The organism is Enterococcus sp. DIV0574, assembly GCF_051711125.1.
GTDB classification, from domain to species: domain Bacteria; phylum Bacillota; class Bacilli; order Lactobacillales; family Enterococcaceae; genus Enterococcus_D; species Enterococcus_D gallinarum.
On record NZ_JBIOMA010000001.1, the window covers coordinates 3269294 to 3289503 of the forward strand.

Annotated in this window: 22 protein-coding genes; 7 read left to right on the forward strand and 15 right to left on the reverse strand. The window is 41.0% G+C overall.

Translation table 11 applies throughout. The features are described from left to right. The first annotated feature begins 37 nt into the window (after nucleotides 1-37). From IGJ45_RS15585 to IGJ45_RS15605, 5 genes are all read left to right on the forward strand, one after another. Nucleotides 38-493 carry a VOC family protein gene (locus IGJ45_RS15585; RefSeq protein WP_086268930.1) on the forward strand — a complete coding sequence of 152 codons (456 nt, stop codon included), beginning with the start codon at nucleotides 38-40 and terminating at the stop codon, nucleotides 491-493. A gap of 11 nt (nucleotides 494-504) precedes the next feature. After that, nucleotides 505-1017 (forward strand): ClbS/DfsB family four-helix bundle protein, encoded by a 513-nt coding sequence (locus IGJ45_RS15590; RefSeq protein WP_096711087.1) that lies wholly within the window; start codon nucleotides 505-507, stop codon nucleotides 1015-1017. Nucleotides 1018-1200: 183 nt separating this feature from the next. Continuing rightward, complete coding sequence (locus tag IGJ45_RS15595; protein ID WP_409531081.1) at nucleotides 1201-1509, forward strand: MepB family protein; 309 nt, start codon at nucleotides 1201-1203, stop codon at nucleotides 1507-1509. Nucleotides 1510-1955: 446 nt separating this feature from the next. Beyond that, nucleotides 1956-2957: a bile acid:sodium symporter family protein gene (locus tag IGJ45_RS15600; RefSeq protein ID WP_081131143.1), complete on the forward strand. Its 1002-nt coding sequence runs from the start codon at nucleotides 1956-1958 to the stop codon at nucleotides 2955-2957. Then, on the forward strand, nucleotides 2893-3993 hold the full coding sequence (locus IGJ45_RS15605) for an iron-containing alcohol dehydrogenase family protein (protein ID WP_409531080.1): 1101 nt from the start codon (nucleotides 2893-2895) through the stop codon (nucleotides 3991-3993). Before IGJ45_RS15600 ends, IGJ45_RS15605 begins: the two co-directional genes overlap by 65 nt. A 263-nt stretch (nucleotides 3994-4256) precedes the next feature. On the opposite strand, the gene IGJ45_RS15610 is transcribed toward IGJ45_RS15605, so the two are convergent. Both IGJ45_RS15610 and IGJ45_RS15615 read right to left on the reverse strand, forming a co-directional pair. Beyond that, entirely contained in the window at nucleotides 4257-5213 is a 957-nt protein-coding gene (locus IGJ45_RS15610; protein WP_409531079.1) for an L-lactate dehydrogenase, read from the reverse strand. 107 nt (nucleotides 5214-5320) lie between these two features. Continuing rightward, nucleotides 5321-6289, reverse strand: a complete 969-nt coding sequence (locus IGJ45_RS15615; protein WP_409531078.1) for a TDT family transporter — start codon at nucleotides 6287-6289, stop codon at nucleotides 5321-5323. A 151-nt stretch (nucleotides 6290-6440) separates the two neighbouring features. Here IGJ45_RS15615 and IGJ45_RS15620 point away from each other — a divergent pair, with 151 nt between their 5' ends. After that, nucleotides 6441-7280: a LysR family transcriptional regulator gene (locus IGJ45_RS15620; RefSeq protein WP_021150732.1), complete on the forward strand. Its 840-nt coding sequence runs from the start codon at nucleotides 6441-6443 to the stop codon at nucleotides 7278-7280. Nucleotides 7281-7676: 396 nt separating this feature from the next. Here IGJ45_RS15620 and IGJ45_RS15625 read toward each other — a convergent pair whose 3' ends face one another. The 13 genes from IGJ45_RS15625 to IGJ45_RS15685 all read right to left on the reverse strand — a co-directional run bounded on the left by IGJ45_RS15625 (nucleotide 7677) and on the right by IGJ45_RS15685 (nucleotide 18149). Beyond that, nucleotides 7677-8717: a helix-turn-helix domain-containing protein gene (locus IGJ45_RS15625; RefSeq protein ID WP_409531077.1), complete on the reverse strand. Its 1041-nt coding sequence runs from the start codon at nucleotides 8715-8717 to the stop codon at nucleotides 7677-7679. 252 nt (nucleotides 8718-8969) lie between these two features. Continuing rightward, nucleotides 8970-9710, reverse strand: a complete 741-nt coding sequence (gene dagF, locus IGJ45_RS15630; protein ID WP_003128951.1) for a 2-dehydro-3-deoxy-phosphogluconate aldolase — start codon at nucleotides 9708-9710, stop codon at nucleotides 8970-8972. Between the two features lie 12 nt (nucleotides 9711-9722). Beyond that, entirely contained in the window at nucleotides 9723-10814 is a 1092-nt protein-coding gene (locus IGJ45_RS15635; RefSeq protein ID WP_409531076.1) for a DgaE family pyridoxal phosphate-dependent ammonia lyase, read from the reverse strand. Then, a complete protein-coding gene (locus tag IGJ45_RS15640; RefSeq protein ID WP_081131148.1) occupies nucleotides 10804-11910 on the reverse strand; it encodes an amidohydrolase/deacetylase family metallohydrolase in 1107 nt (368 codons plus the stop codon). Before IGJ45_RS15640 ends, IGJ45_RS15635 begins: the two co-directional genes overlap by 11 nt. 15 nt (nucleotides 11911-11925) lie before the next feature. Further along, on the reverse strand, nucleotides 11926-12603 hold the full coding sequence (locus IGJ45_RS15645; RefSeq protein WP_003128946.1) for a DUF4310 family protein: 678 nt from the start codon (nucleotides 12601-12603) through the stop codon (nucleotides 11926-11928). A gap of 10 nt (nucleotides 12604-12613) precedes the next feature. After that, nucleotides 12614-13393 (reverse strand): DUF4311 domain-containing protein, encoded by a 780-nt coding sequence (locus IGJ45_RS15650; protein ID WP_409531075.1) that lies wholly within the window; start codon nucleotides 13391-13393, stop codon nucleotides 12614-12616. A gap of 27 nt (nucleotides 13394-13420) precedes the next feature. After that, nucleotides 13421-13771, reverse strand: coding sequence for a DUF4312 family protein (locus tag IGJ45_RS15655; RefSeq protein WP_003128943.1), 351 nt, complete (start codon nucleotides 13769-13771; stop codon nucleotides 13421-13423). Nucleotides 13772-13787: 16 nt separating this feature from the next. Continuing rightward, entirely contained in the window at nucleotides 13788-14144 is a 357-nt protein-coding gene (locus IGJ45_RS15660; RefSeq protein WP_081131151.1) for a glycine-rich SFCGS family protein, read from the reverse strand. Nucleotides 14145-14163: 19 nt separating this feature from the next. Continuing rightward, the gene (locus tag IGJ45_RS15665) at nucleotides 14164-14496 is read right to left on the reverse strand and encodes a PRD domain-containing protein (RefSeq protein WP_113849028.1); all 333 of its coding nucleotides are present in this window, start codon (nucleotides 14494-14496) and stop codon (nucleotides 14164-14166) included. Further along, on the reverse strand, nucleotides 14496-16355 hold the full coding sequence (locus IGJ45_RS15670) for a BglG family transcription antiterminator (protein WP_409531074.1): 1860 nt from the start codon (nucleotides 16353-16355) through the stop codon (nucleotides 14496-14498). The genes IGJ45_RS15665 and IGJ45_RS15670 overlap by 1 nt, the downstream gene beginning before the upstream one ends. A 549-nt stretch (nucleotides 16356-16904) precedes the next feature. Beyond that, the gene (locus IGJ45_RS15675) at nucleotides 16905-17282 is read right to left on the reverse strand and encodes a hypothetical protein (RefSeq protein ID WP_156234098.1); all 378 of its coding nucleotides are present in this window, start codon (nucleotides 17280-17282) and stop codon (nucleotides 16905-16907) included. 140 nt (nucleotides 17283-17422) lie between these two features. Beyond that, a complete protein-coding gene (locus IGJ45_RS15680) occupies nucleotides 17423-17956 on the reverse strand; it encodes a DUF3278 domain-containing protein (protein WP_409531073.1) in 534 nt (177 codons plus the stop codon). Beyond that, nucleotides 17946-18149 (reverse strand): helix-turn-helix transcriptional regulator, encoded by a 204-nt coding sequence (locus tag IGJ45_RS15685; protein WP_003128937.1) that lies wholly within the window; start codon nucleotides 18147-18149, stop codon nucleotides 17946-17948. The genes IGJ45_RS15680 and IGJ45_RS15685 overlap by 11 nt, the downstream gene beginning before the upstream one ends. Nucleotides 18150-18557: 408 nt before the next feature. Between IGJ45_RS15685 and IGJ45_RS15690 the strand changes: the two genes are divergently transcribed. Then, complete coding sequence (locus IGJ45_RS15690; protein WP_021150745.1) at nucleotides 18558-19934, forward strand: MATE family efflux transporter; 1377 nt, start codon at nucleotides 18558-18560, stop codon at nucleotides 19932-19934. Nucleotides 19935-20210: the final 276 nt, after the last annotated feature.

Below are 20210 nucleotides of genomic sequence, written 5' to 3' on the forward strand. Positions count from 1 at the left end.
TACAGTTAGTTTATCATAGAGAAAAGGAGAATTGATTATGGCATCCATCGATGTAGCACTTTTTTTGACCTTAGAAGGAAAAGGAACAGAAGCACTGGCTTTCTATCAGGATATTTTTGATGGAAAACTATTATTTAAAATGACGTTCCAAGAATTTAAAACCCAATTGGCTCCCGATACTGTGATTGAAACTGGCACCGAGCATTGGCTTTCCCACGCAGTACTGCAAATAGGCCAGACGCAAATGCAGTTGACAGATCAACCCATTGATCCTAGGATTCCTTGCCAGCAAGGAAATACCTTGTCATTGAGTGTCATTACGGATACGATCGAAAAAGCACAAACCATTTACGAGAAAATGAGCCAACACCAATTGAGCAAGATCTATCAGTCTCCTATTCAAAATGAATTTGCGGACTTCTATGCCATCTTGCAAGATCCGTTTGGTCTGGTCATTCAAATCACCAAAGAAAAAACACTTTCTGATGAGTAGGAGGAAAATCAATGCGTCAGTATCAAACAAAAGCAGAATTGATCCAAACCATTCAAGACACGTTTCAAAAATACATTACCGAATTTGAGGAGATTCCAGAAGAATGGAGACACCAGCACCATGATGAGGTAGATAAAAGTCCCTCTGAAAATTTGTCTTATCAACTAGGGTGGCTCCATCTTCTATTAGACTGGGAAGCCCAAGAAAAAAACGGCGTTGCTGTGCAAACACCAGCAGCAGGCTATAAGTGGAATCAGTTAGGTGCACTTTATGAGCAATTTTATCAGCGCTATGGGCAGCTTTCCCTAAAAGAACAACAACAGCAGTTGACCCAACTGGTGGAGGAACTATGCCAATGGATCAGCACACTATCAGATACCGAACTGTTTGAGCCCGGACAGAGAAAGTGGGCTACAACCAAAGCACAATGGCCCCTGTATAAATGGATCCACATTAATTCAGTGGCGCCATTCACTAATTTCCGAACAAAAATCAGAAAATGGAAACGATTGGTGATGGCCTAAAATGCGGCAATCAGAGAAATTGATGACTGCATTATTGAAGATGCACCATATAGCTGGCCCCACTAAGATTCAAACGGAGAGACAAAACAGCGTGTATGAAGGCATGACTTTCGTTGTTGGAAACACGACTTTTCGTAGCCGTCTGGCGAAGAAAACACCAAAGAAAAAGGCTATTTCACTGCATTGTGGGAGCAACCTCGTGAAAAGAATCAAGCTTATTCATTAAGCGGCTATCCAGACAAACTAATGATTACTGTCCTTGATGGCAAGCAAAAAGGTCAATTTGTCTTCCCATCTTCTGTTCTTGTCGCCAACGGCATCATCAAAACAGAAACAACCGCAGGGAAAATGGCTTTTCGCGTGTATCCACCATGGGTGCAGGACTTAAATCCTACCGCATCCCGAACACAAAACTGGCAAACGCCTTATTTCCTCGATTTATCTGAACCTCTCAAGCAGACTGAAACCCTAGAAAAGTTTTACTTTCACTGAAAAAAGGCTTAGAAGATATCCGCGCTTCTGAGCTTTTTTCTCTCATCCTGTCTCTAATTTCCTTTATTAGCAAAAATCTTATTTTTCCTTTGACAGATTCCAAACTATTTTGTACACTAGATAAAACAATTTAAATATTCTGAAAATTTAGACAAAGGAAGTGATTGGATGACTGTTAGTAGAAGAGAGGCAATTATTTTATTATTATAGTCGGGACTGTTTGAGTATTTTATTCAAAGAGTCCCTATTCACATTGCACCAGAAGAACAGAGAATCTTCTTGGGTGGAATGTTTTTTTATACCCTTTTTAAAGCTTTGCTTGTTGAAAACTTTTGCTGGTAGCTGTGCTGGTTTTCTATTGATTCCTCTGATCCGCAGCATCTCAGGTGTTGGAAACGGTGATAGGATTGCTAGTCCCTTTACGTCAAGATGGAAGGAAAGTCTTAATGAATACAATAAATTCGATTGCCAAATTTGTGAATAAATACCTGATTTATCTCATGGTCCTTTTGATGCTGATCTCCTACCTGTTTCCCCAACCATTTTTGTGGATACCTACGCGCACAACAACGTTACTAAGCATCATCATGTTTTGTATGGGAATGACGTTAAATGTCACTGCTTTTAAAATGGTGGTGATTCAGCCAAAAGCTTTTATTTTAGGTTTATTGATCCAATTTACCATCAGCCCGCTTGTTGCTTATGGCTTGGCACAGCTTTTCGGATTATCCTCCGGACTGATCATCGGTTTTGTCTTGCTGGGTTCTGTTTCAGGAGGAACCGCCAGCAACGTGATGACCTTCATCGGCAAGGGAGATGTCGCATTGACGGTCTCTTTGACCACTGTCTCCACACTAATGGCAACGGTGGTGACCCCTTTTCTTGTCTATTTTTTAGCTGGACAGTATACAGAAATCTCATTTTTCGCCATGCTTTTGTCGGTTTTGCAGATGGTACTACTGCCGATTCTTTTAGGGATCATCGTCCATAAGCTTATTGCCAACTATATCGATGCGTGGATGCAGGCTTTTGTCTTAGTCTCTTCCGTCAGCATCCTTTTGATCGTTGCAGGAACCGTGGCGAAAAATGGGGCAGTGATCGTTCAGTCTGGAATAATCGTCATCTTCCTTGTCTTGCTGCATAATCTTATCGGTTACGGTGCAGGCTACGGGATTAGCCGCCTACTAGGTGTCAGTGATCAACAGGCCAAGTCGATCATGTTTCAATTAGGAATGAAAAATACCGGATTAGCCATCTCCTTAGCGAATGCTCATTTCGCCACGATCGCAGCTGCCGTTACTCCAGCTGCTGTCGGCATGATCATTCATCAGATCACAGGACCAATATTAGCGAATATCGTCGCAAAGAAAGAAGGAAAACAATATGAGTCAAAGTATCTTTTTGCCAAATTATACGATCGGAACAGACGCTTACGAAAAAGTAAATGATATCGTTAAAAGTTATGGGACAAAAGCTGTTCTGATTGGTGGAAAAACAGCACTAGCGAAAGCAGAGCACAAAATCAAGTCTGCCTTGACACAAGACGTATTCGTCATTGACAGCCTATGGTATGGTGGAAATTCTACCTATGAAAATGTAGCACGCTTACTGCAGGAAGAAAGTGTCCAATCAGCAGAGGTCCTATTTGCCGTTGGAGGCGGCCGTGTGTGTGATACCGTCAAAGTCGTAGGTGAGAAATTAGCCAAGCCCGTCTTCACATTTCCGACGATTGGCTCAAATTGTTCTCCCGTTACAGCCGTGTGCGTGATCTACACCGAAGCAGGCGAAATGCATGGCTTGTTCTTTCCTTCAAAACCGCCGGTCCATGCCTTTATTGATACAGCTATTATCGCCGCAGCGCCGGATAGTTACCTGTGGGCCGGCATCGGTGACGCCTTATCGAAAGAAATCGAAGCCACTTTTTCTTCTAGAGGGGATCAATTGGATCATACCGATGCATTAGGCATTCAGATCAGCAAAATGTGCACGGAGCGCTTATTGACCTACGGCACGCAAGCGTTGAAAGACAGTGCCGCCAATCGCCCCTCGGATGCCATCCAACAAGTCGTCTCAGATATCATCGTGACCACCGGGTTAGTATCTGTCTTAGTCATCAATGACTACAATTCTGCCATGGCCCATTCGTTCTATTATGGTACGACTGTTCTGGAAAAAATGGAGAATTATCTGCATGGGGCTTCTGTCAGCTACGGCGTTCTAGCATTGTTGATGATGGATCAGCAAACCGAACTCTTTCAACGAGTCTATGCTTTTATGAAAGAAAACAAGCTGCCCGTCTGTTTGGCTGACATGCACCTCAATGCCCAATCAGACTTGGAAGCCATCTTAGATAAAGCCATGACCACCAACGACATTGTTCATGTACCTTATCCCATCACTCGCGAGATGTTTCAGCAAGCCATTCTTGCTGTAGAAGCCTATCACGCCAGACAAGAAAAGCAGCAGTACACTACTATTGGATAAATACCACGAATAAACCAAGAATCTTTCTACCAACAAAGTAAGCAAAAAAGAGCAGCTCGAATTAACTCGAGCTGCTCTTTTTCTATTACGGCTTATCAATTAACTAAGGAATTCATTCATTTTCAACTAATAGTGGTCTTATCGGCTGAACAATCGTTGCGCCATTCTACTACCTTTTGGAAATAGTCATTTGTTATGAGAGAGAAACGACTGACCAATTACTTTGGCGGATGATCGCCGATAGTGATAGAATCTCTCCTTTCTCAATGAGTCGTTTTGTCCAGTGATTGGATCACTTCTCTAAGTTGGCTGCAGGATTGGGCAAATTTTTGCTTCTCGGCTGGGTCGATATTCAGCTCAATGATTTCCCGCACCCCTCCTTGGTCAACCACCGAAGGGACACCTGTAAATAGATCCTTTTCGCCGTATTCCCCATCGAGATAGGCAGAGACGGGCAATACTGCTTGCTCATTGTTCAAGATTGCTCGAACGATTCTGGCAACACTCATACCGATACCATAGAAGGTGGCTTTTTTACGATTGATAATCTCATAAGCGCTATTTTTCACCCGATCAGAAATGGTTGTCAGATCTTCGACAGTCAATCGATGGTTTTTGACGATAAACTCTAGCAACGGTTTTCCCCCTACTGTCGTATGTGACCAGACTGCTACTTCAGAGTCCCCATGCTCGCCAATAATGTAGCCATGGATACTTCTTGGGTCAATCTCTAATTTTTGCGCCAATTCTTTACGGAATCTGGTGGTATCTAGCGTTGTCCCAGTTCCAACGACGCGGTTGCTTGGCAGACCCGATGCTTGCCAAGCAACGTGTGTCAATACATCCACAGGGTTAGAAGCAATGACTAAAATCCCATCAAAACCTGACCCCATCACTTCTCTTACAACACTAGTCATGATCCCCGCGTTGATATCGATTAGTTCCAACCGTGTTTGTCCTGGTTTTTGGTTGACACCTGCCGTGATCACCACGATATCTGCATCCTGGCAATCAGTATAGTCGCCAGCCCAAACTTTGATGTTTTCCTGGGCCCATGACATCCCATCCAATAAATCAAGGGCTTCTCCTTCCGCCTTTTCACGATCCACATCGATCAAAACCAATTCATTGATCAGCCCTTGGTTGATCATTGAGTAAGCAATACTTGTTCCTACAAATCCAGTTCCAACGACAACTACTTTTCTACTTGTATTTCTCATATGAACCCACATCCTTTTCTATTATTTAGAAACAATATGACTTTCATTTATCCCGCAATAACAACAATTTTCTTACTCTAACTTACAAAGACACGTCCATTAATACCTTAACATTCATGATCTGCGATCAAACTCTTTGTCTGACTATACAAATGAACGAAGTATTTCAGCAATACATAGCAAACCATTGCGATAGCTAATACTGTTTCAACTATACTCAATAACTCAGTCACTCCAAATAAAATTGGGCAATCCATAAAGAATTGAGAAGACTTGAACATTGCTGTTGCTGAAATGACTAATGGGAATGTGAAGGCTGCATAACTTGGATAAAAGCCAACTTCCAGCATTTTTTTCATGTAAAATACCACGCAGAAATAAATTGCTTGGGACAATACCAGCATCAAAGCTACAAATAAAGCCGATCCTTCTTTAAAGACTGACAGATAGCCAGCTAAACAAAGGGAGCCAGGGGCGGTCAAAATCGTGATCAAAGGTACTGCTGAAGCTTCTGTCATCTTTTGGAACATAATTCGTTTTAGAATCACTGGTAGTAGAGCAAAATATAGAACCAGTGCAATCCATACAACGATTTCCCCAAGTTCTTTGATAAAGACTGCTGATGTATTTGGAATCACTCCAATGCCGACAAAAGTAATAAACCAGCTTGGATACACATATTCCAACGTAATGTCGACAGGTAAAATATGAACGACAACAAAATAAGTCATGAGACCCAAATGCAACCCGATTGATGTCAGCCATAGCAAGTCATTCATCAGTAAATTAGGAAATACTCGCTCCAACACTACCGAGATCACCATCAAAGACATGGTAAAAGTAGGTGCAACAGAAGCGATGATCGGATTTTTCAAATCCGCTAATGTGTTTTTAAATGTGAAAAACAGCTTAAGAAGGAACAATCCCATAATCAAAATACCAATCAAACAAAAGATATTGCCGATTGCTTCGAACCCTTCGGCAAACAATAAATTTCCTAACGAAACCGTTCCTAAAATCAACCCACAAATAGGTATCGGAATTGCATTCAAAAAATTTTTTAGTGCTTGATTCATTGATCCATCCTTTCTGAACGATTAAAAATTTCTATCGTACTTGTGTTATCTTTTATAGTCATCTATAATATAACCACGAATTAACTATTTGTAAAATAACGATTTTATATATCCGTTATAAATTATATTAATAGAAAAAGGTGGGATTCTTTTGTTTGAACTATTAAAAACATTCGTTGTCGTTTATGAAACTAGGAATTTTAGTGTTGCCGCCAAACAAATGTTTAAGACCCAGCCAACCATCTCCGTCCAAATTCAAAAATTGGAGACCGAGTTAGGGTTCAAACTCTTTGAACGCAAAGGAAAACAATTGATTCTACCCACGAAACAAGCAGAATTCTTGTACCCTAAAGTGGTAGATTCGTTAAATTCGTTAGCTAGTGTCTTTGCACAAGCTAAAAATGCCAAAAATTTCAAGACGGACTGCGTATTGGCTTGCTCCAATACAACTGGTGTTCACCTACTCCCAACGATCATGGGCCAGCTGATCGAACACTTTCCATTCATTGCTTTCGAAATCAAAATCATGAATTCTCAGGAAGTCATTGATGCCGTGGAAGCCAACAAAGCCCATATCGGGCTGATCGAAAAAGCCATCGTCTCTCCTTTGATCCAAAAAGAGTTCGTCTATAAAGACGAACTTGTTCTAGCAGGAGATATTGATTCCGATTTCTGGATCCTCAGAGAGAATGATTCCGGAATGTACTATATCAATGAAACGTATCTTTACTCGAATCATTTGAACCCGCAGATCATTAAAGCCAACAATAGCGAAATGATTCTAGCACTACTGGAGAATAACATCGGCAAGTCGATCATTTCCAAACTTGCCCTCACAGACACATTGAATTGGCAAGAACTAGCCCCAGAATACCGTTACCGAGACCTGTTTATTATCCAGAACGTCCAAAGCCCCTACCCAGAAACAGCCGCAGTTTATGATGTGATCAAAGACTTACTGATTCAGCTGTCGGAAGAGGCAGATGCATAAGAAAACAACACAAAAAGCAGCTCATCTACTTATGAGCTGCTTTTTATTCCTATCTCAAAATTATCTGAAAAAATGTTTTTATTAGGGTGATTAGCAAGGTTGTCAATTATAGATTTCAGCTACAAAACTTAACGCTTTTTTGTCTCTTAAGCATTGGATAATCCCCGGTACACCCTACCAAACAGCAAGAGATAATGAAGCGTTTCAATGATCCGCAAAAATAGCAAAAAGATTTCCTGAATGATTAATCAACTACATTGCCGACAAATTAACTAACACTTATTTGCTCATTTTATCTTGTTTTTTCTTTACTTATTGGAAGAACTTGCATGTCTATTATGACTAATTGGAGCAGTTCTTGTATGGATTTTTATTACTGGAAAAAACACTCTTCCTCTATCTTCTATCCCCTACCAACACTTGCCATCGTTCACTCGTCTTCAACCAAGAAAAGGTTTCTTCATCACTAAACATGTGGAATAAATTCTCGTAAAGTTCGTTAACGAAGTTGCTGTCGATTTCCTTAAATGTCATGTGTTCATACAACGTTGAGTGGGTGAAATCATTGATTTTAGCAACACTGGCGATGATTTTCTCCATTGTTTCAACCGTTCTCTCCGCGTCTTTTTCTGCGATGGCTAAGTCAAGATCACTGGATACCTCGTGATATTCCCCCATTTCAAATAATTTTGCTAATTCTGACTGTTTCTTTATTAGCAGATGTGCCTTTGCATTATTCTCATCCTTCATAGCCAAAAGATATAATTGTTGGAATACCATACTCATCCTTTGATAACTTGAAAACAGCAGCTCCTCATAAGCTTGATAGGCTTCCGCTACTCGTCCGGTCTTACTGTAAAGATAGGCTTGTTTGCTTTTTCTCTCTGGGTTCTGATTGGAAAAATAATGGAGATAGCTTTCTGCTTTCTCGTACGCTTCTTTTCGTACGTAAAATCCAAACAAAGAATCGGCTGCTCGATTTCTGGTATCTTCATCCCGACTTTCTAACGCCCGTTCGTACCAACGATGAATGTGCTTCTGGTATGTTTCTTTAGCGGGAACAGCTTGTTCCAATAGCTGTACATCTAAAAGCAGTGCTACTTGGCCAATCAATTGTTCACAATTTGGGTAGGTATCCAAAATTTCTTTGGCCCAGCGAAATACATCTTCAAAAGGTTGATTTTTAAGCTTACGATCCAGTTCACGAATGATCTGATTGATTTCGGTTACCGTGAGTTCTTTTTCAAATGAGAATAACGTATCAAGACTAATATCTAGTAAGCGTGCAATTGGCGCTAGCAACAAGATATCTGGATGTGAATGCCCCTTTTCCCACTTATTTACTGCTGGCGCTGTCACACCAAGGCGCTTGGCTAACTCTTCCTGTGTTAATCTTTTTTTCTTCCGGTACTGGCGAATCACTTCCCCCATTTCCATCGCTGTGGTCTCCTTTTCGGTGAATATTGATAACTACTTTGATCATAACAAGAATCCGAACACGCAACAATTGACTAAATGATTCAATTTTCTAAAAAAAATTAACCAGTGGTTATAAGAGCAATTAAAGCGGACTCAGAAAACTTGTCCCTTAGTTGTTTTTGTAGCAATCTTGACGCAAAAAAGACACCCATCTCTGAGTGTCTTACCAATGACTGATTCCCCATCTAGTAAACAGTCTTTATGCTTCACTTATTTGACGATTTTCTTGACCATGTCGAATAATGTTTTCACATCTTCTGGTCGCGTATCGCCAGTTTCTTTGTCAATAATCGAACTGTAAATATGCGGAATCACTTTTTTAACGCCTGCATCAATGGCGATTTGCAGAATTTCTTCGAAGTTTTCCAGATCAATTCCTCCGGTTGGTTCTAAATAAAAATCATATTTGGCGCAAGCTTCCGCAACTGCTTTGAATTCTTCTTTGTGCGCTAACCCTTTCATTGGGAAGTATTTAATGGAACTTCCACCCATGTCTTGCAGCATTTTAATGGCGGTCTCGATGGGAACCTCTGCCGCCGGTGCCTGTGAACTTAAAGGTCCAGTGGCAATATTGACGTACCCTACCTTGCCTGTTGGTGAAACCAATCCATTGATGACTGTATCGTTTTGTCCCAATAAAGCACGGGAAGTTCCTACACCAGTGAATACTTGGTTGACATGTTGCGGTTGTAAAGTACCAGATAGACGGGAAACCATCTGACTTTGGTTGGGATCTCCGGCGCCCAACCCAACGGACAATGCATTATCCGTTGCCGCTTGATATTTTTTCATGTCTTCGATCGCTGCTTCATCGCTAGTATAGTTTTTTGATAACACACCTAGTACGACATGTCCTGCTGCTGCTTCATAACAAGCCTTCGCATTTTCAACTGAATGAGCCAATACATTTAAACATACGCGATCTTTATAATAATTTGGAATAACTGACAATTTAAAAGCCTCCTACATGATTTCTTTTAAGCGTTTAATGATTTTTTCCATTTCGTTTTGGTTGACCGAGCGAATATCAAACTCAATAATTCCATTATTTGCTTGATATTCACGTGTGTAGACTGCTGGGTTTTGTGCCTTTAGTTCTTCAATGACTTCTTTCGCAGATTTCTTGCCAACAACCGTGACACTTGCGCGATAAATATCTCTCCCGGCGCCATCTTGAACAATTTTCGCTGATAAATCAGGAAGTTGATTGATCGCCGCCACGAAAGGTGCCAATCGTTGTTTCATGGACTCACCGGATTCACTGCCATTTTGCAGGTAATCTTCTACTGCTTGTGTAAAGCCTAAAATATTGTCTTTGCCGATTTTCATTGCCCGACCGATCCCTTTAGACTGTAGACGAATCCATTGAATATATTCCTTTTTCCCTATGACCAGACCGGCACTCGGACCTTCGATTGCTTTGGCGCCAGAATAGATAACAAGGTCGGCACCCATTTCGCTGTATTTGAACAAGTCTTCTTCCGCGGCTGCGTCAACGATCAATGGCAAGTGATGGGCTTTGGCAACTTCTACCATCTCCGACACCGTTAGCATACTTTTCTGCACGGTATGATGGCTTTTAATATATAGAAGTGCGGCTGTTTCTTCCGTGATCATCCTAGCGACATGCGCCGGTGTACACATATTTGCATATCCCGCTTCGACGACTTGTCCACCCCCTTGAGCAACCATTACTTCAACCGGTGTGCCGTAGTCTACATTGTGACCCTTAGGTACGACGATCTCCCGTCTCGTGATTTTTTCCGTGTAGGGATGATAAACATGGTACAGGTCGCCTTGACCAATCAAAGCCGCGACAGATTGGGCAATCCCTGCTGAAGCAGAAGAAACGATCTGCGCATCTTCCACCTTCAATAACTGAGAAAGGTAGGCGCCAGTTTTCACAGCCAGATCACTCATTTCAAAAAAATGTTCGCCGCCAAATCGTTGTGCGGCTAGCACATTTTCAGATACTTTCGAGACACCGAGTATCGTCATTTTTCCCGAGGCATTGATGACTTCCTTTAAAGCAAACTTTTCATAGCTAATTGTCATAAATGACGCCTCCAATAATTGTTTTGACTGGAACAATTTGTTCTTTCGCTATCCGTGTAAACCCATTGGAATCTTTCAGTTCTTTTTCATTTTCGACAATCTCAAAGATCGTCAAATCTGCATCAAAACCAACAGTCAATTGACCTTTCTTCGCCAAGTGGAAATTTTTAGCAGGAACTGCGGTAACTTTCTCAATGATCTCTTCCCACGAGTAGCCTACTACTCTCAATTTTTCCAGCGTAGTAGCCAGATCAAAGACTGGCCCATTCGTACGATTGCGGATATAAATATCTGTACTGATCGAGTTTGCTTTGAGACCTGCTTTTAAAGCTGTTTCGGCAACGTGGAAATTAAAGCTGTCTGTTCCATGACCGATATCAAAGACAACGCCTTTTTTATACGCATCCCAAACAAAGTCCTTGATTTGATCCGTGGCTTGGTCTAAAATGCCGTTCGGTTTTCCATTAAAACAATGGGTCAATACGTCGCCTTTTTCCATTCTTGTCAATACTTCTTCTAATTCAGGAGGCGCGGAACCAATATGAACCATCAATGGCAAGTCATTGTTTTCTGATTGGATTTTTTTGGCTAACTCTAAGGGTGTGATGCCATTCTCTCCGACAACTGTTTTGCTCATTCTTGCCTTGATCCCTACAATAAATTCCGGAAGCTCTGCTAATGCAGATCTGACTAGATCTTCTTGGATTTTTGTTAGATCGGCAAGTTCATCTTGTTCGACGATCCCCCATTTAGAGATGTTCATTAGCGCATACACATTTGTTTTGACTGATTTCGTCAGTTGATAAAAATCGCGAATATTTTCTGCACCAGTAGTCCCTGCATCAATAACCGTTGTTACTCCCTTTTGGACCCCTATTTGATCGGGATAATCATAATACAGGTTCATCTTTTCATAACAGTGGACATGGTCATCGATCCAACCGGCAGAGAGATAGGAATTGCCGGATAAATCAATCACTTCTCGTGCCGGCTCATTGATCTCTGAAGCAACTGCTTTGATTATGCCTTTTTCCAACGCAACTTCCACTTTGCTGCCATCGATTAATTTGCCATTTTTGATTAAAGTATCAAACATTTCATTGCCTTCTTTCTATTGAATTACCGCTGGGAAGATCGCACCTAAGATCATTGCGCCTAAAATAGCGCCACCGGCAATTGGTTTTTTCCAAGCATAAAAAGCCAACGCGCCTAATGTCGCCCCAATGCCAATGGGAATAGAGGCTGCACAAGCACTTAAAATGATCAATGGGCCTAAAAACCGGCCGGAGGAATTTCCGGCGCCCATCATAACATCTGCGCCAAAAGTTGAATTTGACTGATTGATGGTGAATTTGCGAATCAACACGATAATGCCGCCAACGATCAGACCCAAGACCAATCCGGTCAATAACGAGAGGGCAAAATTATCGATAGGCGCTGTTATTTTCATACTTAAGAGAATGGCTGGAACGCCAATTCCGATCCCAGTTAAAATCGAACCGCCTAAGTCCAAGATCCCTACCAAAGAGCCTTCCAAAATCCTAGCAAATAAGAAACTCGCCCCAAAAGCTGCCGCAGCCCCATAGGAACCGCCATCCAAGCCGGCTTTTAGCATCGCAACGATCGAAACTTCATTGAATGCACCGACGCCATACACGACATACATATGGGTTCCTGAGAATACAGCCGCTGACATGATTCCTACGATCAATGGGAAAGACCAGTCTGCAAACCAAAAACTCTTTTGCCGTTTTGCTTCTACTGCTTTTACCTGTTCTTCTGTCTCCATGATTTCCCTCCTATTTCACACTAAAGATGTTGTGCAAGTTATCAAGCCAATGAGGTACTTGAAGTTGGAAACTCTTGATCATTTCCATATCAAATCCACGGAAAAATCCGCTGAAAACAAAGAGTAAAGCAATCGCAATCATCATACTCTTCGTGACCCGATTCCAACCACTCTCATCGACGCCTTTACCGATTAAGATTCCTAGAACAACGCCAGGAACCGCATTGCCCATGATCAGTTGCGCAATCCCGCCAAAAAGCGTCCCCCAGAAACCTGTTCGTTTCCCTGCATCTAAAGCCGCCAACCAGAAGATCACTGGCATCACGGTATTGATCAGAATCGTCGCTGCCGGTACCAACACGGAAACAGCGGTTACTTGTAACGCCTCTGGAATCGCTGCAGCTGTCGTATTCAAGAAAGCGACTACTAACGCGCCAATAACAGCTCCAATGATCCCCATTTTTTTCGGATCATGCATTGTCTGGCTGACATCTTTGTTTTTGGCTAAAAGAGCCGCAGCTGCCCAGTTAGGCACGATGCGATGGGTCACATCTTGCGTGAAAGCTCCAGCGCCAACTGAAGAAGCCCAAGCATTAAAGAAAAAACCTAATCCAAAGGAAAAATGGGAGGCAGCATCCCCCATGCAGGCATTCATCTCCCCTAATGTTCTAAAAGCTCCTAATCCTTGCGTACTGGGCGCATGAAACATACGAGCTGCTCCGACAGATGCAGAGAAACCGAGTAAGCCCCCGATGATGATCGATTTAGTTAAAATAATGACAAAATCCACGTTATTCCCTCCTCCTTATGATTCAAATCAAACTTTTTTCGTTACAAACGGTAAAACAATCCCATTGGGGTCTTCTGTGAGGTGTTGAGTGAAAGGTACATCTGCCAAACGTATTTCTGTCACAGTTACCGTGACAGAAAGTTCGACTTCATAATTCACTCGTTGCCGGGGAAAAAAGAAGAATAGAAAGCGTTCTGTGTATTTGTTTTCGACCGCCTTCAACACCTCCACATTGACTGGTTCGATGCGCAATAATACTTTCGCCGATGCCATTAGTTTGTTTTGGATCTCTGCGAGTGCTGATGCAAAGGCATGTTGCTTAGTTTCTCCTTTACCGGAGACGATGACTTTTTGCTGAGTTGTCTTTTGAACGCTCATCTTGTGTGCCCTCTTTCTATTTTCCGTGCTTTTTGATAAATTCTTCCGTCAAGCGTCTTCCTAGCTCTTCTTGATCCATGAAGCCGAATCCTAGCACGGTTTTACCATCTTTGATGGCTGTGACTCCTTCTTCAATCGAACGCATCCCATGACGTTCTGGATACCCATATTTATTTGCGGCTGTTAAGGCTCCAGCCCCACCGCTCCCGCAAAAAGAAATTCCCATATCGGCATTCTCTTGTTGCATGACATCACCTAAACGCATATCTGCGCCCATTCCCGGGACAACAACTGCCTTGCCGCCAGCTGCTTCTACACCTTTAGCTACGTTTTGTCCTTTTCCCATACGATCTGCAATAACTACTGTAATCATGACTGTTTCCTCCTAAATATTAATTATTTTTTGCTGTTTCAAAATGAATCGATAAAACATACATCTCATCTTCACCTAAATCACCAATCGTTCGAACGACCTCATCGGAAATCGCAATGGCTTCTTTGGATACTTCTCGGAACAATTCCCGATCAACAGCGGGAATCTTTTCTCCTTTTTGAGAGCGTTTCAGCATCTCGTTCAAGTGATTGATCAAAATCGTCCACTGAAGTTCAGTAGGTTCAATGGCATATTCTGCAAGTCGCTCTTCGACCAAAGCAATCACTTGTTTTAATTTTTCCTGGTTTTGACTTTCCTCGATCATAGTTATCGCTTCTGCTGACAGTTTCACTAGCTTGACGCTCCTTCTTTTATATATGAAAATAATGCGCTGATTTCTGATTTGTTGATGCCTAAATTATTTTCAGCAAAAATTGCTTCAATTTCTCCTACCAACGCTTCTCGGTTCAAAATGATTTGGTCGACTTGGCTGCCTTCTGCTAAATATTGCTGATCAAATGTGATGCGATGGACCATTAAGAAAACATGGAGCAAAAAGGCTTCTCGGTACTCTTGGGTCAATTCAGACTCTAATGTGACAAGTAACTGTTCATAGATCGTATATGCCTTTAAAATCAGTTCCTTGCTGAAGTCTTTCAGAGTTTCCTTATTGATAGGTGCTTCATTGAGAACTAATTGGTGCCGCCTATCCTGACTTGTTGAAGCGAGGATTTTTTTGATCATTTGCTGGATGTTTTGCAGATCCTGCTCAGTCGGCAGCGGATGGACTTTGATGAAAGGCCGATCAATGCCATTGATCGGAAAAATACTAATGACCAGATCCGGATCCTTCGCGGCAATCACCTTTTGTGCATTTAAGACTGAAGCAAAAGCTACAATAGTAATATTGTTCAATTCTTCGTTGATCTTTTGCTTAATTAAACTTGTCACACCTAACCCCGTTGAACAAACGTAAACCGCTCGAACACTTCGCAAGTCTTCTTCTCTTTCGTAGGAAACCAGAAAGTGCAACGCAATGTAGGCAACAAAAGAATCATTGATCAAGAGTTTCTCGCTTATTTCTTGGAGGGCTGCTTGATTGATAGCAGCAAACAATTCAGGATATTTCTGTTTGATGTCCTCTTTAAACGGATTGTACTCATTGACAAAATTTTTCCTTCTTGAGAGACGCATAGACAAATGGGCGTAGAGATTCGTCAATAATTGAGGGTCTTGATAAAACGGAAAATTGATTTTCTTGCTTACCTTATAAATCATATTCTCTACCAATTTCATGACATCTTGCTGATGGATCGTATCAAAGGTATCACTATAAATATAGTCATATTCATCTTCAAATAATGGCAATTGATAGTAATCAAACACCTGCTGCATCACCCGATACGAAAGATCGTTTTTTTCTATTTCGTGTTCAGGAATCAATTGGTACCGTCCAATCGTGGCCTCTTTGCGCAAGCGAACAGTGGCGATCGTTACGCGAATCAGAATATTTAGTAGTTCTGCATAATTTAGTTTTTCCAGATTTTCGGATTCCAGTAAGTGCCGCATCCGAATGATGACTTGATTAAAGACCTCCTGCAACGGCGTTTCCTTCGCAGAATACATTTCGAAACATTCCGTTTCTCTGCCATTTAGCAACAACGCCATTAATTTATAGATGTCATAGTCCGTAAACTCTTTTTGCAGAATCTCCTCGATCGTTAACCGAACCAAACGTTCATTGCCAGTGATCCAAAATCCCTTTCGTGTCTGGCGATTCAGAACTAAACCTTCTTTGAGAAAGTGATGTTCCAACTCATCTAAATCATTCATGATCGTATCTTTACTTACTTCTAGCGCATTGGCTAACTTTAGCGCCGTGATTGCTTCCTTGGTAACAAGAAGCATGATCAACAGGCGATTGATCCGTAAGCTTTGATCTGCAAATAGCTCCAGACGATTGACATCCATCAACTCGCTTTTTAATTTGATTCGATCAGAATCACTCACACTGAGCCAAATTCCCTGACTCCGTTTGCTGTACAGTTCTTGATTCCGCTCAATCAGCCAATCACGGATATCATCCAGATCATATTTGATCGTTCGCACACTGACATTTTCTTTTTCAGCTAACTGTTTGATCGTTACTGGTTCAGTCATCTCTAACAAGTAAATCAAAAGCTGGCTTTCTCTTTTGGTAAGCTGCTGCATCGTTCTCGCTCCTTACACCGCTAAATATAAGCGTTTTCTTAACTAGTCACAATATGAAATGTTTGCACTTAGATTAGTGCAAATGATCGTAATTTAACAACTCATCAACTTATTCACAAGCTTATCCCCCCTTAAAACCGCAACTTGGACCCATTAATTATTGCACTAAGTAGACCCTTTACAAAATTTCGATGCCATTTTTCTGCTTTTTTTATTTTATGACATTAATCCAACTGGCAGATACCCTTTACCTCGATGTATCAGAAAACGATTCCCCGCATGACATCATTAAACAGCAAAAAACACTTTCCAACTTTTGGAAAGTGTCAGGAAATAGGATATGAACGTGTTCGTTTTCTTGATTGATTGTTATTTAATCTGGTAATTGTGCATCAATGAAACCGTTAGACGTATCCATCTTGATTAACTTTGAACAGCTATTTATTGAATCAGGAGAAGAAACAGTTCAAGATCAATACACTTGAGAACCAATAAAAACTCACTAATGCTATGCCATTTGTCATTAAAACTACTTCCATTTGTACTCGCCTACTTCATTTCAAACTCTTTGCCGAATTTTATTAGATACATTTTTTCCAAAGTGTCCTCTAACAAATACAACTTCCTAGGGGAGATAAATGCATTCTTCCAGTCCCAATTCACCAAATCATACTTTCCAATGTCAGCCATCGCTCTTACTTCTTCAATCGATAAGTTCAATTCTTTTCTTAGTTCATCGATTTTTTGGATTTGTTTTTTTCTTCTGAGAGCCGTTGGTACGTTTATCGAAGAAATGACCACCATAAACCCTAAAAAAGAGGTCCATTCATAATAAAAGTCAAATACATTACATACAAATAACAGAAACAAGCCTAACAAGAAGAAAATAATCGAATACAACCAATCAATCTTTTCATTAGCTACCATCTTTTTCACCTTTATTGGCCTCCTTCCTACTTCCCTTCAAGACAAAAAATAAAAAATACAGAAAGCAACTCGCTTGATTTCAGCCGCTCCCAGCTATATTTTACTATGGTTCTGATTGACTGTTCGTTAAATATTTTTCACTATTCTTCTATTTTTTTCAACCTTAACCGCAACACAAGATACATCATACCTCCAAAAAAGCAACCTCCGAGAATGGAAGCAATGATCCTGTCTGGTGAAACGATGTACGGAAGGAAATCTTCTTCATCCAACATCATACTAAGTACTCCATTCAATAAGTGAATCGCAATTGCAAAGTAGATACCCAGTCCAATTCCTTTAAGAATCGTCTTCTTCTTTTCTTTTGCCATCTCTTTGGCTTCTACTTCGTTTTCTGTCAATTTTAAGCGTGCCGTGGCAAACAGAACATAACCGCAAACGATAAAGACTGTAAAGAATATATTACAGCCAATAAAAATCCATAGCGCCATTTCTGGTTCCTTAGATGCAAAAAGCGTTACCAGTAAATTAGCAACCAGCGTATACCCAAACATCAGCATAAACGCATTATTGCCAATATGTTCTACTTGGCTTTTTTTGTATTCATCTAAGACACCAGAAATACCATAAAACCGCTTGATTATTTTTACTGCCAATCCTTCTTTAGCCTTCATCACTTTCAACCTCCCAAAACAAAGAATTTAAATCCGTTTGCAGTACTTTAGCAAGCTTAATACATAAATCAAGAGAAGGATTATACTTATTATTTTCAATCAAATTGATCGTTTGTCTTGCCACCCCAATCTCTTTAGCTAAAGCATTCTGAGATAAATTCATCTTCTGTCGAAATTCTCGGACTCTATTCATTCTTTTCTCCTATTTAGTCATATATATGTGACACAAGCGTACTACTTATCTCTTTTTCTGTCAAATATACATGACATATTACCAAGCTAGTGTAAACTCCTAGCAATCGATCTCACAAGCTTTGTAGAGAGTATAAAATTTATAATCCATATCAGCAAATCTAGGCTAGAAGTACGTAAAAAAGACCCTTCCAATGGAACAGACCATCATTACATAAGATAACTATTCTAGTAGAATGGAATAAGCTTTGCATGTTCCACATTCTGTAACCAGCATCTTTCGTTGATGAGACGATACGCTAAAAACTTCTTTCTTAATCCTCTCATCATAGAACTCTTCTTTTTTCTCGAATCACTTTTTGCTATACTAATTGAACATATCGAAATTTTTATTGTTTATGGAGGAACCATGCAAAAATTTATTGGAAACAAAGCTTTTTACAGGACTGTTTTAACGATCGCCATTCCGATCATGATCCAAAATGCCATCACTAATTTTGTCGGTTTATTAGACAATTTAATGGTAGGACAAATCGGAACGGCCCAAATGTCTGGCGTGGCGATCGTTAACCAACTAATTTTCGTTTTTAACTTAAGTATCTTTGGCATTGTTTCTGCCGGTAGTATTTTTGGTACCCAATTTTATGGGAAAAAGGATTATCAAGGGATGCGAGATGCCTTTCGTTTCAAGCTAGCGGGCAATCTTTTGATTTGTTTGTTGGCGATGGGGCTGCTGTTCTTTTGCCAAGATTTTTTGATTCGCTTATATTTACACGGTACCGGTGACAGTGCAGAACTGACACTTGCTTTGACGTCTGCCAAAGAATTTCTAGTCATTCTTTTGTTTAGTCTGCCGTTTTTTGCTATTTCTCAAGCTTATGCCAGTTCTTTACGCGAAATGGGCAAAACCATGGTACCGATGTTTGCCAGCAGTATCGCTGTCGTCACGAACACAGCATTGAATTTCTTATTGATTTTTGGTTTGTTTTTCTTCCCCACTTTAGGGGTGCGAGGTGCCGCGATCTCCACATTGATTGCCCGCATCGTCGAATGTGCCATCACGATGTATTGGGTACATCGCCATGAGGAAGAGAATCCGTTTGCCATTCGGGTCTACCATCAATTCCATGTCCCTTTGCATTTGGTGAAACAGATTCTGCGTAAAGGATCGCCATTGATGGCAAATGAAATCCTTTGGGCGATCGGGCAGACAATGATCATTCAAGCTTATTCTGTTCGAGGACTATCAGTGATTGCTTCCTTGAACATCTCATCCACCGTCTCCAATTTGTTCAATATTGTCTATATGGCACTCGGCGGTGCCGTTGCGGTCATGGTAGGGCAACTTCTTGGAGCCGCTAAATTTGAAGAAGCCAAAGACAGCGCCCGGAAGCTGCTTTTCTTTTCCGTCATGAGTTGTCTTGTACTTGGTCTTTTGATGATCCTAGTCGCACCATTCTTTCCAGAAATTTATCAAACCGAACCCGAAGTCAAACATCTGGCGAGTCAATTCATCAAAGTCGCCGCACTGTGTATGCCTATGTACGCCTTTAATCATGCCAGCTATTTTATTTTACGTTCAGGTGGGCAAACCTTGATTACCTTCTTATTTGACAGTGTCTTTACCTGGGTGATCGTCTTGCCTCTAGCCTTTGTATTAAGCACCCACACCAGTCTTTCGATTGTCTTAGTCTACTTGTTCTGCCAACTAGCAGAGCTGATCAAGAGTGGGATTGGGTATCGTTTGATACGATCCGATCTTTGGGTGAAGAATATTGTGCATTGAGGAAAAGTTTCAACATAGGGGATGAAAAAACCCAATATGCCTTTAGTCAAGCTCTAAGAGGTCCCTCAATTTGAAAAACACGGTATACCGTGCTATACTGTTACTACAAATAGATAGTTCAAAGCTATAACCAAAAAGAGCCAATCGGGGGCAACCGAATTGGCTCTTTTCTTTCGTTCATCTATAGACTAGACAAACGTGAGGCTAGCTGTCTTTTTTGTCCTTGGAATCTAGCCATTTATTGATGTGATGGGCAACCACAGCAATCATAACTCC